Raw genomic sequence first — 12,248 nt, forward strand, 5'->3', positions numbered from 1 at the left:
TGGGGACATGCCCTCGCGGCGTGTCCCCATGAACAAGCGCCGCGCCCACCGGTGGGGACACGCCGCAAGGGCATGTCCCCAGCTGCAGTCAGCCCGCCGACATCTCCGTCACCAGCGTCACCTCATTCGCCGAGCCCAGAACCACCGGCACGCGCTGGTGGAGCTTGGTCGGCTGGATGTCTAGGATGGGGTTCACACCGTCGGTCGACTGGCCGCCCGCCCGCTCGACGATCAGCGACATCGGATTGGCCTCGTACAGCAGGCGCAGCTTGCCCGGCTTGTCGGGTTCGCGGGCGTCCCACGGGTACATGAAGATCCCACCGCGCATCAGGATGCGGTGAACGTCGGCCACCATCGAGGCGACCCAGCGCATGTTGAAGTTCTTGCCGCGCGGACCGGACTTGCCCTGCAGGCAGCCGTCGATATAGGCCCGCACCGGCGGCGCCCAATGGCGCTGGTTGGACATGTTGATCGCGAACTCGGCGGTGTCGGCCGGGATGGCGATCGTTTGGTGGGTCAGCAGCCAGGCGCCGTCGGCGTCGAGCGTGAAGGCCACCACGCCCTTGGAGAGGGTCAGCACCAGCATGGTCTGCGGCCCGTAGACGGCATAGCCGGCGGCCACTTGCAGGCGGCCCGGCAGCAGGAAGTCGGCCTCGGTGGGCGCAACGCCGGCCGGCGCGGGCAGGATCGAGAAGATCGTGCCGACCGAGACGTTGACGTCGATATTGCTGGAGCCGTCCAGCGGATCGAAGGTCACCAGGAAGCCGCCGACGGCGCCGGTGGTCTCGATGACTTCCAATTCCTCGGAGGCCAGGCCCGACACCAGCGGGCAACCCTGCAGCGCGTCGCGCAGGATGTCGTTGGTGATGATGTCGAGCTTCTTCTGCTCTTCGTCCTGGACATTGACCTGGCCGGCCGCGCCCAGGCTGCCCGAGATGGCCCCCGAGGCCACGACCTTGCTGATCTGGGCGCAGGCGCCGGCGATCACCTCGACGACGGCCTTCACCTCTTCGCCAGCCGGCTCCTGGGCGAGCCATCCGGCGAGGTCGGTCAACGTGGTCATACTAGCCTCGTAAGGGGATAAGGATTCGCGAGTGACCTTAGCGGAAGCCTAGGCCTTCCGCTTCATACGCACTTCGCGCACCGTGCCGGTTGAAGAATTCATGACCAGCGTATGGGTGTGCACGAAACCATCTTTATAAGTCACGCCGTCCAGCAGATTGCCCCAGGTGACGCCAGTCGCCGCGAAGATCGCGTCGGCGCGGACGATCTCGTGCAGGTCGTATTTCTTGTCGAGATCGGTGATGCCCCACTTGGCCGCCCGGGCGCGCTCGTCGCCGTTGCGGAACAGCAGGCGTCCCTGGAACTGACCGCCGACGCACTTCAGCGCCGCGCAGGCCAGCACGCCCTCGGGCGCGCCGCCGGAGCCGACATAGAGGTCGATGCCGGTGGTGGGATCGGTGGTGGCGATCACCCCGGCCACGTCGCCGTCGGTGATCAGATAGACCCGCGCGCCCACCGAGCGGACGCTGGCGATGATCTCGGCGTGACGCGGGCGGTCCAGCACGCAGACGGTGATCTGTTCCGGCGCGACGCCCTTGGCCGCGGCCACGGCCTTGATGTTGTCGGCGGGCGACTTGTCCAGGTCGATCACCCCGGCCGGCAGGCCCGGACCGCAGGCGATCTTGTCCATGTAGGTGTCGGGGGCGTTGAGCAGGCTGCCCTTGGGGGCCCAGGCCATCACCGCCAGAGCGTTGGGCATGGCCTTGGCCGTCAGGGTGGTGCCTTCCAGCGGGTCCAGGGCGATGTCGATGGCGGGCCCCTGCCCCGTGCCGACCTTCTCGCCGATATAGAGCATGGGCGCTTCGTCGCGCTCGCCCTCGCCGATCACGATCTCGCCGTCGATGTTGAGCTCGTTTAGCGCGTTGCGCATGGCGTCGACCGCGGCTTGGTCAGCCGCCTTCTCGTCGCCCCGGCCCACCATCGTCCAAGAGGCGATGGCGGCGGCTTCGGTTACGCGGACCGCGTCCAGGACCAGCGCGCGGTCCAGGGTCTTCGAACTCATCAACGTCTCCCAGCCTATGCGAGGCTTTCTGGTCCGACCGCTTGGCGCGGTTCTCAGATGCGCGCGACGCGCAAAAGGCGGGGACGCTCTAGCACGTAGCGGAGTTTTTCGATGCGACTAATCGCGTCGAGGAGATTGGATTCGGGAGTCGCGTGGGTGACGAGCACGATCGGCACGCCGCCCGCTCCCTCGACGGGCTTTTGCAGGAAGCTGTCGATCGAGACCCCGCACTCGGCCAAGGTCTCGGAGATGGCGGCGATGGCGCCGGGCTCGTCGCGAACCATGATCCGCAGATAGGCCTTGCCCACCGAACGAGCCGGATCGACGGCCACGAACGGCTTCAGCTGGCCGGCCGGGGCCTGGAACACCGGACGCTTGGCGCCGGTCATCACGTCGGCGATGTCGGCGGCCACGGCCGCGGCGGTCGGGCCCGCGCCCGCGCCAGGACCCTGGATGAAGATCCGGCCGATCCGCTTGCCCTCGATGAACAGGGCGTTGAGCGCGCCGCCGGCCTGGGCCAGCGGGTGCTCCAACGGCACCAAGGACGGATGCACCTTCACCGACACGCCGTCGTCGCTCTTGGCCGCGCCGGCCACCAGCTTGATGCGATAGCCCAGATCCTTGGCCAACTTGATGTCCAGCAGCTCGACCTCGCTGATGCCCTCGATCTCGGCGGCGGCGAAGTCCGGCGCGCAGCCGAAGGCCAGGGCGGCCAGGATGCTGATCTTGTGGCCGGCGTCGAAGCCGCCGACGTCCATGGTCGGATCGGCCTCGGCATAGCCCAACCCTTGCGCCTCGCGCAGCACGTCGGCGAAGTCGCGGCCGGTCTTCTCCATCTCGCTGAGGATGAAGTTGCAGGTGCCGTTGAGGATGCCCGCGACGCTGATGACCTCGTCGCCGACCATGGCCTCGCGCAGCATCTTCACGGCCGGCGTGCCGCCCATGACCGCCGCTTCGAACAGCAGCGGCGCGTCGTTGGCCTCGGCCAGGGCGGCCAGCTCGGCGCCGTGCTCGGCGATCAGGGCCTTGTTGGCGGTGACCACCGGCTTGCCCAGCTTCAAGGCGGCTTCGACGGCGGCTTTTGCCGGACCGTCCGAGCCGCCGACCAGCTCGACGAACAGATCGACGTCCGGCGACGAGGCCAGGGCCACCGGATCGTCGAACCAGGTCAGGCCCGAGATGTCGACCGTGCGCGGCCGCGACTTCGAACGCGCCGAGACCGCCGTCACCACGGCGCGGTCGCCGGCCGGCGCGAAGTCCGGCTGCTCGGCCAGGAACTGCAACAGGCCTCCGCCGACGGTGCCGAGGCCGGCGACGCCGACGCGCCAGGTTTTCTGGGTCATGCTTGCATTCCTAGTTCGGTCGGCCGAGCAGCGCCCATCCCCGTTTGAGGTCGGCGGCTCAGACCTGTTCCATCTTGTTGTGCGCCTTGGCCAGGATGGTGTCGGCGTTGGCGATGAACTTCTTGACGTTGCGCGCCGCCTGCTTGATCCGCTGCTCGTTCTCGACCAGGCCGATGCGCACATAGCCTTCGCCGTACTCGCCAAAGCCGATGCCGGGCGCCACGGCGACGCCGGCCTCCTCGATCAGCAGGCGCGAGAACAGCATCGAGCCGGCGGCTTCGAACTGCGGCGGGATTTTTGCCCAGGCGAACATAGAGGCCGGCGGGTTGGGAATCTCCCAGCCCGCGCGCTTCATCGATGACACCAGGGTGTCGCGGCGGCCCTTGTAGATGGCGCGGATCTCGTCGACGCAGTCCTGCGGGCCGTTCAGCGCGGCGGCGGCGGCCACCTGCACCGGGGTGTAGGCGCCGTAGTCCAGGTACGACTTCACGCGGGCCAGGGCCGCGCAGATGCGGGCGTTGCCGACCACCATGCCCACGCGCCAACCGGCCATGGCGTAGGTCTTCGACAGCGAATTGACCTCGACGGCGATGTCCTTGGCGCCGTTGACCTGCAGGATCGACGGCGGCGGGTTATCCTCGAAATAGATCTCGCCATAGGCCACGTCGCTGATCACCAGCAGGTCGTGCTTCTTCGCCAGGGCGACGGCGTCCTTGTAGAAGTCCAGGTCCACCGACTGGGCGGTCGGGTTGGACGGGTAGGACAGGATCAGCACGCTGGGCGGCGGCACCGAGTGCTTCACCGCGCGGCTGATGTTGGACAGGTACTGCTCGGGCGTCAGGGCCGGAACGTGGCGGATGACGCCGCCGGCCATGATGAAGCCGAAGGCGTGGATCGGATAGGCCGGGTTCGGACAGATGATCACGTCGCCGGGCGCGGTCAGGGCCTGGGCCAGGTTGGCGAAGCCTTCCTTGGAGCCCAGGGTGGCGATCACCTCGGTGTCGGGGTTCAGCTTCACGCCGAAGCGGCGATCGTAGTAGCCTGCCATGGCCTTGCGCAGACCGGCGATGCCCTTGGACGCCGAATAGCGGCCGGCCTTGGGGTCGCGCGCCGTCTCGATCAGCTTGTCGACGATATGCTTGGGCGTGGGCATGTCGGGATTGCCCATGCCGAAGTCGATGATGTCGGTGCCCTCGGCGCGCAGGCGCGCCTTGATCTTGTTCACTTCTTCGAAGACGTAGGGCGGCAGGCGACGGATGCGGTGGAAATCGGAGGTCATGAAATGCTCATTGCGCCGCAGCGGCGCGCCGGGAGCGGATGTCGGGCATGGATAGACCCCAAGCGGGGTATAGCCAAGCCAGTTACGGGAATTTTATGCCTCCGTCGCCCTATTGGGGCTTGGACGGAGGCGCGGTAGCTCGGTCGCGCGCCGCCTTCGCGAAGGCTTCGGTCGCGGCGCGGTCGGCGTCGGTGGGAATGTCGCTCGGCGGCGCCTTGCCGACCTTGCGGGCCTTGGACGCGTAGCCTTCGGTGTCGGACAGGGTCCAGGTGCTGGGCGCGGTCTCGCGCTTCAGCTGGTCGGCGGCGATCTTTTCGGCGCCGACGGCCTTCTTGAACTCGACGGGCGTGCGCACGTCGGTCGGGATCGCCGGGATGTCGATGAAACGCGGCGACTTGGCGTGCTTGGAGTCCTTGGCCGCGGCGTTGGCCCCGGCGGCCACGGGCGAGCTGGGATCCGCCGGCGGCGGCGTGAACGGCGACATCGACGAGATCGACGACATCGATGAAGCGCACGCGGTCAGTCCCGCCAGCAGGCCCACCAGGGCCGCGCCGCGAAAGAGTACGCCAAGACGTACGATTTTACCGGTTTCGACGTTCATCTTGTCTGAGGTCTTATGCGATGATCGCGGCGAGCGAAAGGCCATCTGAACCGTTCAAGGCGAGATGGTTTGAGACAAGACGGCGGAAGGAAGTCCATGGCCACGACCGAAACTCCCCCAAAGCCGCGCAAAAAGCCCGCCGCCAGGGCCGAAGCGGCGCCGACGGCCGCAAAGGCGAGGAGCAAGGCCGCGCCCAAGGCGCCGCCCAAGGTCGATCCGGAACCGGCCTCGCGCGCCCAGGCCGCCGAATCGGCCACCCGGCCGGAGCACCCGGCGCCGCCGGCTTCCAGCGCCCTGCCCGACTTCGAGGCCTTCCTGTCGCCCGACCAGCGCCAGATGCTGGAGACGCTGTCGGCCAACCTGGCCCGCGCCGCCGTCACGGCCCAGGGCGCGATCGCCGAGGCCGCCCTGCGCCAGGCCGACCGGCCCGCCGCCCTCAGCCCAGACCCCTTCCACGTCGGCCCCGCCTTCAACGAGGTCATGACCAGCCTGGCCGCCCAGCCCGACCGCCTTCTGCGGGCCCAGGCCGACCTGTTCAGCCGCTATATGGACCTGTGGCAGTCGGCGGCCCGCAAGATGACCGGCGAGCCGACCCAGCCCGTGGTCGCCCCCGCCCAGGGCGACAAGCGGTTCAGCGATCCCGACTGGGCGTCCAACCCGATGTTCGACATGATGAAGCAGAGCTACCTGCTGTCGTCGAACTGGCTGAACGACCTGGTCTCACAGGCCGAAGGCGTCGATCCGAGCGCCAAGCGCCGGGTCGGATTCTTCACCAAGATGCTGACCGACGCGTTCTCGCCGTCGAACTTCCTGATCTCCAATCCCGCCGCCCTGCGCGAGGTGATGCAGAGCAAGGGCGAGAGCCTGGTGCGCGGCATGGAGAACTTCGCCGCCGACCTGGAGCGCGGCGGCGGCCAACTGGCGATCAGCCAGACAGACCTCGCCAAGTTCAAGGTCGGCGAGAACGTCGCCACCGCCTCGGGCAAGGTCGTCTACCAGAACGACATCCTGCAGCTGCTGCAGTTCGCCCCCACCACCGAGACGGTGCACGAGATCCCGCTGCTGATCTTCCCGCCGTGGATCAACAAGTTCTACATCCTGGACCTGCGCCCCGAGAACTCGATGATCCGCTGGCTGACCGGCCAGGGCTTCACGGTGTTCGTCGCCTCGTGGGTCAATCCCGACAACCGCCAGGCCGACAAGACCTTCGAGGACTACATGTTCGAGGGGATCTACGACGCCACCCAGCAGGTCATGACCCAGGCCGGCGTCGATAGGGTCAACACCGTCGGCTACTGCATCGGCGGCACCCTGCTGTCCTGCGCCCTGGCCCACATGGCCGCCAAGGGCGACAAGCGGATCAATTCAGCCACGTTCTTCGCCGCTCAGCAGGACTTCTCCGAGGCCGGAGACCTGTTGCTGTTCACCGACGAGGCCTGGATCAAGACCATCGAGGAGCAGATCGACCGCCAGGGCGGCTACCTGCCCAGCCAGTCGATGGCCGACACCTTCAACAGCCTGCGGGGCAACGACCTGATCTGGTCGTTCTTCATCAACAACTACCTGATGGGCAAGGAGCCCCGGCCGTTCGACCTGCTGTTCTGGAACGCCGACCAGACGCGCATGCCCAAGGCCCTGCACCTCTACTATCTGCGCAACTTCTACAAGGACAACGCCCTGACCCAGGGCCACCTGACCCTGGGCGGCGAGGCGCTGGACCTGTCGAAGGTCAAGACGCCGATCTATGTGCAGTCGTCCAAGGACGACCWCATCGCGCCCTATCGCAGCGTCTATCGCGGCGCGCGGGCGTTCGGCGGGCCGGTGACCTTCACCATGGCCGGCTCGGGCCACATCGCCGGGGTGATCAACCATCCGGACGCCAACAAGTACCAGCACTGGACCAACGAGCACCTGCCCGGCTCGGTCGAAGGCTGGCGGGCCGGCGCGGTCGAGCATCCCGGCTCGTGGTGGCCACACTGGGCGACATGGCTCAAGGCCAGGTCCGGCAAGCAGATCCCCGCCCGCGACCCGGCCAAGGGCGTCCTCAGCCCGATCGAGGACGCCCCCGGCAGCTATGTGCGCGTGCGGTCGAACGCCGAGGCTTAGCCAGGTCCCGGCCTAGATCAGCCCCACCTCGTAGGCCAGCTCGACCGGCATCGCTTCGGCGACGTCGATCAGCGGCTGCACGCGTTGCAGATGTTCGGTGAAACGCGGATCCCGGCGGAAACGCTCGGCGTCCTGGGCGGTGTCGAAGGACGAGATCAGCACGACCACGCCCTTGGCCGGCGACTTCAGCATGCGGCTGCCGCGCACGCCCTGGACCTGGCCCCGCACGCGCAGGAACTGAGCGTGCTGCAGCGCGACGAACTCGTCGAACTTGCCGGGCTTGGTCTGGATGATGCTGATGCTGAAGACCGGCGGGTCGGACAAGGCGGCGGCGACCGTGGCGTGGTCGGGGACGGTCAGAGTGGTCATGCTGGCTCCTGAAGGGCGTTGCCGTGGAAGGAGCTCCTCGTGTAAAACCTCAACCAAAGTTGAGGTCAAGCGCGAATGTCCAAACCCGATTTCGCCTTTGCCGGCGGCACGCTGAGCGTCGGCGAAGTGGCCAAGCGCAGCGGCGTGGCGGTCTCGACCCTGCACTTCTACGAGACCAAGGGCCTGATCCGCAGCTTGCGGACGGAAGGCAACCAGCGGCGCTATCCGCGCGGGATTCTGCGGCGAGTGGCGGTGATCAAGGTCGCCCAGCGCACCGGCATCCCGCTGGCCTCCATCCAGGCCGCCCTGGCCCGCCTGCCCGACGGCCGCGCGCCGACCGCCGAGGACTGGGCCCAGTTGTCGGGCGCGTGGCGGGCGGAACTGGACGAGCGCATCCGTCGTCTCACCCAGCTTCGCGACCAGATGGACGACTGCATCGGCTGCGGCTGCCTGTCGCTGAAGGCCTGCCCGCTCCGAAACCCGCAGGACGCCCTGGCCGCCCAGGGGGCCGGGCCGCGGCTTCTCGAGCCCAACGCGGAGTAGCGCCGCCTCATCGACCCCTGTTCGCCTAAAACTCGCCGAGATTCCGGCCCAGCTTGCCGGCATGGGACTCAATCGCCGGACCGCACTAGGGATGCTGGTCGCGACGCCGATCTTCGGCGCGAGCGAGGCTTTCGCGCGCCCCGTTCCCGCGCCCAGCGGCGAACGCCTGGCCGAGGCCGCGCGCAGCCAGGTCGGCGTCACCAAGGCCTATGATCCCAGCTATCGCGCGATCCCCTACCCCAATGGCGACGTGCTGCGCTCGACGGGCGTCTGCGCCGACGTTCTGGTGCGCGCCGCGCGCGACGCCTGGCGGGCCGACCTGCAGCAGCTGGTCCACGAGGACATGACCCGTAACTTCGACGCCTACCCCTCGCGGCGCGCCTGGGGGCTGAAGGGACCGGATTCCAATATCGACCATCGCCGAGTGCTGAACCTGGAGACCTATTTGGTCCGCCAGAAGGCCCTGGTGACCCGCGCCTCCGCCAAGGCCGCCGGCGACAGCTTCGACGATCCGCTCCCAGGCGACATCCTGACCTGGAGGGTCTGGGGCGGCCGTCCGCACATCGGCGTGGTCAGCGAAGGCCCCGACCGCGTGCGGGTCGTCCACAACATCGGCGGCGGCGCGCGCGAGGAGCCGCTGTGGATGTTCAAGCTCCACACGGCCGTGGCGCACTACCGCTGGCGGGCGTAAGCGACCACCGACGACGAAGCCTAAAGCCCCGCGCCTTCCTTCAGGCCCAGCATGAGGTTGAGGTTCTGGACCGCCGCGCCGGAGGCGCCCTTGCCGAGGTTGTCGAGCAGGGCCACCAGGCGGACCTGGCCGCTGGTTTCCGAGCCGAACACGAACAGCTTCAGACGGTTGGTGTTGTTCAGACCTTCTGGATCGAGCGTGGTCAGGCTCTTGGCCTCGTTGAGCGACGCCACTTCGACGAAGGCCTCGCGGGAATAATGATCCGCCAGGGCCTCGTGAATCTCGGTCACGGACACGCTGCCGTTCAGCATGCCTAGGTGCAGCGGCAGCTCGACCAGCATGCCCTGGGCGTAGCGCCCGACGGCCGGCGTGAAGATCGGCCGGGTCAGCAGGCCGCCGTGCGACTGGATCTCGGGCAGGTGCTTGTGGTTCAGGCCCGTGGCGTAGATCCGGTACGGGACCTTGGTGTAGTTCGGCGAGGTCTCGTCCTCGAACTCGGCGATCATCGCCTTGCCGCCGCCGCTGTAGCCCGACACGGCGTTGAACGAGATCGGCAGGTCGGCGGCGATGATGTCGGCCGAGACCAGCGGGCGCACCAGGGCGATGGCGCCGGTCGCGTAGCAGCCGGGGTTCGAGACACGGGTCGACCAGGCGATCTTGCCGCGCTGCGCCCTGTCCAGTTCCGGGAAGCCGTAGGTCCAGCCGGCCGCGGTGCGGTGGGCGGTCGAGGCGTCGATCACCTTGACCTTCGGATCCTCGATCAGCGCCACGGCTTCCTTGGCCGCGTCGTCGGGCAGGCACAGGATCACCGCGTCGGCGCCGTTCAGCATCGCCTTGCGAGCTTCAGGGTCCTTGCGCTTGTCCGGATCGATCGAGACCAGCTGCAGGTCCTTGCGGCCGACCAGGCGCTCGCGGATCTGCAACCCGGTGGTGCCCGCTTCGCCGTCGATGAAGACCTTGGGGGCCATGCGCCCTCCCGTAACCCGAACCTTGAGGAGCGGACGATCTATCCTACTCCGGTGGTCAGCGAAACGGATCTTTGGGCCGCGCCTAGCGGGTTTGTTGCGCCGCAGCAGTCCGGGCGGCGGCTTCAGCGCCCAGAACCATGTCGGCGATGGCCCGAGACAGCTTCCGCGTCCCCTCCCCGCGCGCGTCCAGATGGTCGCTGTCGACGAAGAACGAGTCCTCGTAGGTCTCGTCGTCATAGGTATTGAGCAGCTTGATCGGCACCGTCCACGGAAACAGCTCGAGCACCTCGATARGCTCGCGGAAGAGCACGCTGGACCGGGTGTTCAGGGTGTTGCGATAGAACGAGGTCACCGGCGGGATGACGATCGTCACTTGATGCCCCAGGCGGTTGGCGAGGGCCAGGATCTTCAGCAGGTAGTAGTCCGCCCCGGACTCGTAGTTGTGCTTGATGTGGGACAGCAGGCGGGTCTTGAACTCCGAGGCGTCGACCGCGCCCTTGTAGTTCGGCAGGAAGCCGGCGCGGCCGTCCAGGCCGGCGACCTCCTCGATCAAGGTGGCGGCCATGCCCTCCTGCAACTGTTGGGTCAGGGCCTGGGCCAGCTGGTTGAGACGGTCGGACTGGTACTCGACCTCCAGGTCGAACAGGGCGCTGAACRACGGGCCGATGTCGCCCTCGTTTGGGCTGCGCTCCAGCATGCTGCCCGGCGAGAACACCGAATAGAACAGCACCAGGTTCTTGAGGTTCGGGCAGAGCGTGACGGTCCGCTGGTACAGCGAATAGCAGTGCTTCAGGTCCAGCGACCGGTAGCAGAGATTGAACGAGTTCGGGATGTAGGCCGGGTCGAAGGCGTAGTCGCCGTGCGACGAGCCCAGGACCATGGTTTCAAGGGTGTCGCGCGCCTGCTCCAGCATGACGCGTTTCGCGCCCAGCTGCAGGATCGACTCCCTGACGGCCTGACTGACTTCCATGACGCCCTCGACATCCGCTGCGAGATGGAACGGCGTCAGCAAGCGTGACAGCGGCCATCGATCGGGCCGCAAGGTACCGGTAGATTCGGGGTTTCAGGCAAAAAAAGAGGCCGCGGAAACCGCGGCCTCTTTCTTGAGTGCTGAAACGCTTAGCGCTTCGAGAACTGGAAGGAACGGCGGGCCTTGGCCTTGCCGTACTTCTTACGCTCGACGACGCGGCTGTCGCGGGTCAGGAAGCCGTGCGGCTTCAGCAGCGGGCGCAGGCCCGGCTCGTAGTAGGTCAGGGCCTTGGACAGGCCGTGACGCACGGCGCCGGCTTGACCCGACAGGCCCGAGCCTTCGACGGTGACGACGATGTCGAACTGGCCTTCGCGGTCGGTGACCTGCAGGGGCTGAGCGATCATCATCCGCAGCACGGGACGGGCGAAGTACACTTCTTGATCGCGACCGTTGATCGTGATCGAGCCCTTGCCGGGCTTGATCCAGACGCGGGCGATCGCGTTCTTGCGCTTGCCGGTCGCGTAGGCGCGGCCTTGGGCGTCGATCTTCTGGACGGCGGGAGCGGCAGCTTCCGGGTTGCTGGACAGGCTGGCCAGCGCGTCAAAGCCTTGAGCTTCAGACATGACTTAGGCGCTCCGGGTGTTCTTGGCGTTGCGCGAAGCGAAATCGATCGCTTCCGGGCTCTGCGCTTGGTGCGGGTGCTCACCGTTGTTGTAGATGAGCAGGTGGGTCAGTTGCTTGCGCGCCAGGGGGCTTTCCTTGGGCAGCATGCGCTCGACGGCCTTTTCGAGGACGCGTTCCGGGAAGCGGCCTTCCAGCAGCTTGCGCGGGGTGGTCGACTTGACGCCGCCCGGGTGACCGGTGTGGCGATAGTAGATCTTGTCGTCCATCTTCTTGCCGGTGAACTTCACCTTGTCGGCGTTGATCACGACGACGAAGTCGCCGCAGTCGACGTTCGGGGTGTAGTCAGCACGATGCTTGCCGCGAAGGCGCATCGCGATGAACGTCGCCAGACGACCGACAACGGCGTCTTGAGCGTCGACCACGATCCACTTCTTCTCGACCTCGGCGGGCTTCAGGGAAGCCGTGGTCTTTTGCATGGGATTGATCCGTATTCCTTGTGCGTCAGGGGCCAAGGAAACCGGCTCCGTCTGCGTGAGGGGCGGCAGGTACAGGAGGGTTCGCGCACTGTCAACAATGGGTGCGCAAGAAAGTGCGCAAACCCTTACAGGATAAGGGATTTCGTGTTTAGGTATCATGATACCACATTACTTCTCCTCACCCGTGAAACGGGGGAGGTGGCGCGATGCGAA

General features: G+C 67.0%; 13 protein-coding genes. 3 read left to right on the forward strand and 10 right to left on the reverse strand.

Annotation, left to right across the window (positions count from 1 at the left end; genetic code table 11):
* Positions 1-88 precede the first annotated feature (88 nt).
* The 5 genes from AC1DZ6_RS08230 to AC1DZ6_RS08250 form a co-directional block, all read right to left on the reverse strand.
* Entirely contained in the window at positions 89-1,063 is a 975-nt protein-coding gene (locus AC1DZ6_RS08230; RefSeq protein ID WP_477096708.1) for a class 1 fructose-bisphosphatase, read from the reverse strand.
* 48 nt (positions 1,064-1,111) lie between these two features.
* Entirely contained in the window at positions 1,112-2,065 is a 954-nt protein-coding gene (glpX, locus tag AC1DZ6_RS08235; RefSeq protein WP_477096709.1) for a class II fructose-bisphosphatase, read from the reverse strand.
* Between the two features lie 53 nt (positions 2,066-2,118).
* Positions 2,119-3,408: a homoserine dehydrogenase gene (locus AC1DZ6_RS08240; protein WP_477096710.1), complete on the reverse strand. Its 1,290-nt coding sequence runs from the start codon at positions 3,406-3,408 to the stop codon at positions 2,119-2,121.
* Positions 3,409-3,466: 58 nt separating this feature from the next.
* Positions 3,467-4,687: an LL-diaminopimelate aminotransferase gene (locus AC1DZ6_RS08245; protein WP_477096711.1), complete on the reverse strand. Its 1,221-nt coding sequence runs from the start codon at positions 4,685-4,687 to the stop codon at positions 3,467-3,469.
* A gap of 109 nt (positions 4,688-4,796) precedes the next feature.
* On the reverse strand, positions 4,797-5,288 hold the full coding sequence (locus AC1DZ6_RS08250) for a hypothetical protein (protein ID WP_477096712.1): 492 nt from the start codon (positions 5,286-5,288) through the stop codon (positions 4,797-4,799).
* Between the two features lie 96 nt (positions 5,289-5,384).
* On the opposite strand from AC1DZ6_RS08250, the gene phaC reads away from it, so the two are divergent.
* Positions 5,385-7,394, forward strand: coding sequence for a class I poly(R)-hydroxyalkanoic acid synthase (gene phaC, locus AC1DZ6_RS08255; RefSeq protein WP_477096713.1), 2,010 nt, complete (start codon positions 5,385-5,387; stop codon positions 7,392-7,394).
* A gap of 12 nt (positions 7,395-7,406) precedes the next feature.
* Here the strand turns inward: phaC and AC1DZ6_RS08260 are convergent, their stop codons facing one another.
* Positions 7,407-7,763, reverse strand: a complete 357-nt coding sequence (locus AC1DZ6_RS08260) for an antibiotic biosynthesis monooxygenase (protein WP_477096714.1) — start codon at positions 7,761-7,763, stop codon at positions 7,407-7,409.
* 75 nt (positions 7,764-7,838) lie between these two features.
* On the opposite strand from AC1DZ6_RS08260, the gene soxR reads away from it, so the two are divergent.
* Both soxR and AC1DZ6_RS08270 read left to right on the forward strand, forming a co-directional pair.
* Positions 7,839-8,306 (forward strand): redox-sensitive transcriptional activator SoxR, encoded by a 468-nt coding sequence (soxR, locus tag AC1DZ6_RS08265; RefSeq protein WP_477096715.1) that lies wholly within the window; start codon positions 7,839-7,841, stop codon positions 8,304-8,306.
* 91 nt (positions 8,307-8,397) lie between these two features.
* Positions 8,398-8,997 carry a DUF1287 domain-containing protein gene (locus AC1DZ6_RS08270; RefSeq protein ID WP_477096716.1) on the forward strand — a complete coding sequence of 200 codons (600 nt, stop codon included), beginning with the start codon at positions 8,398-8,400 and terminating at the stop codon, positions 8,995-8,997.
* Between the two features lie 20 nt (positions 8,998-9,017).
* Here AC1DZ6_RS08270 and argC read toward each other — a convergent pair whose 3' ends face one another.
* The 4 genes from argC to rplM form a co-directional block, all read right to left on the reverse strand.
* Positions 9,018-9,965: an N-acetyl-gamma-glutamyl-phosphate reductase gene (argC, locus tag AC1DZ6_RS08275; RefSeq protein WP_477096717.1), complete on the reverse strand. Its 948-nt coding sequence runs from the start codon at positions 9,963-9,965 to the stop codon at positions 9,018-9,020.
* 82 nt (positions 9,966-10,047) lie between these two features.
* Positions 10,048-10,935, reverse strand: coding sequence for a hypothetical protein (locus tag AC1DZ6_RS08280; protein ID WP_477096718.1), 888 nt, complete (start codon positions 10,933-10,935; stop codon positions 10,048-10,050).
* Between the two features lie 149 nt (positions 10,936-11,084).
* Positions 11,085-11,558: a 30S ribosomal protein S9 gene (gene rpsI / locus AC1DZ6_RS08285; protein ID WP_477096719.1), complete on the reverse strand. Its 474-nt coding sequence runs from the start codon at positions 11,556-11,558 to the stop codon at positions 11,085-11,087.
* Positions 11,559-11,561: 3 nt separating this feature from the next.
* On the reverse strand, positions 11,562-12,035 hold the full coding sequence (gene rplM, locus AC1DZ6_RS08290) for a 50S ribosomal protein L13 (RefSeq protein WP_477096720.1): 474 nt from the start codon (positions 12,033-12,035) through the stop codon (positions 11,562-11,564).
* Positions 12,036-12,248 lie beyond the last annotated feature (213 nt).

This window comes from Caulobacter sp. P1_B12_2, assembly GCF_056406675.1.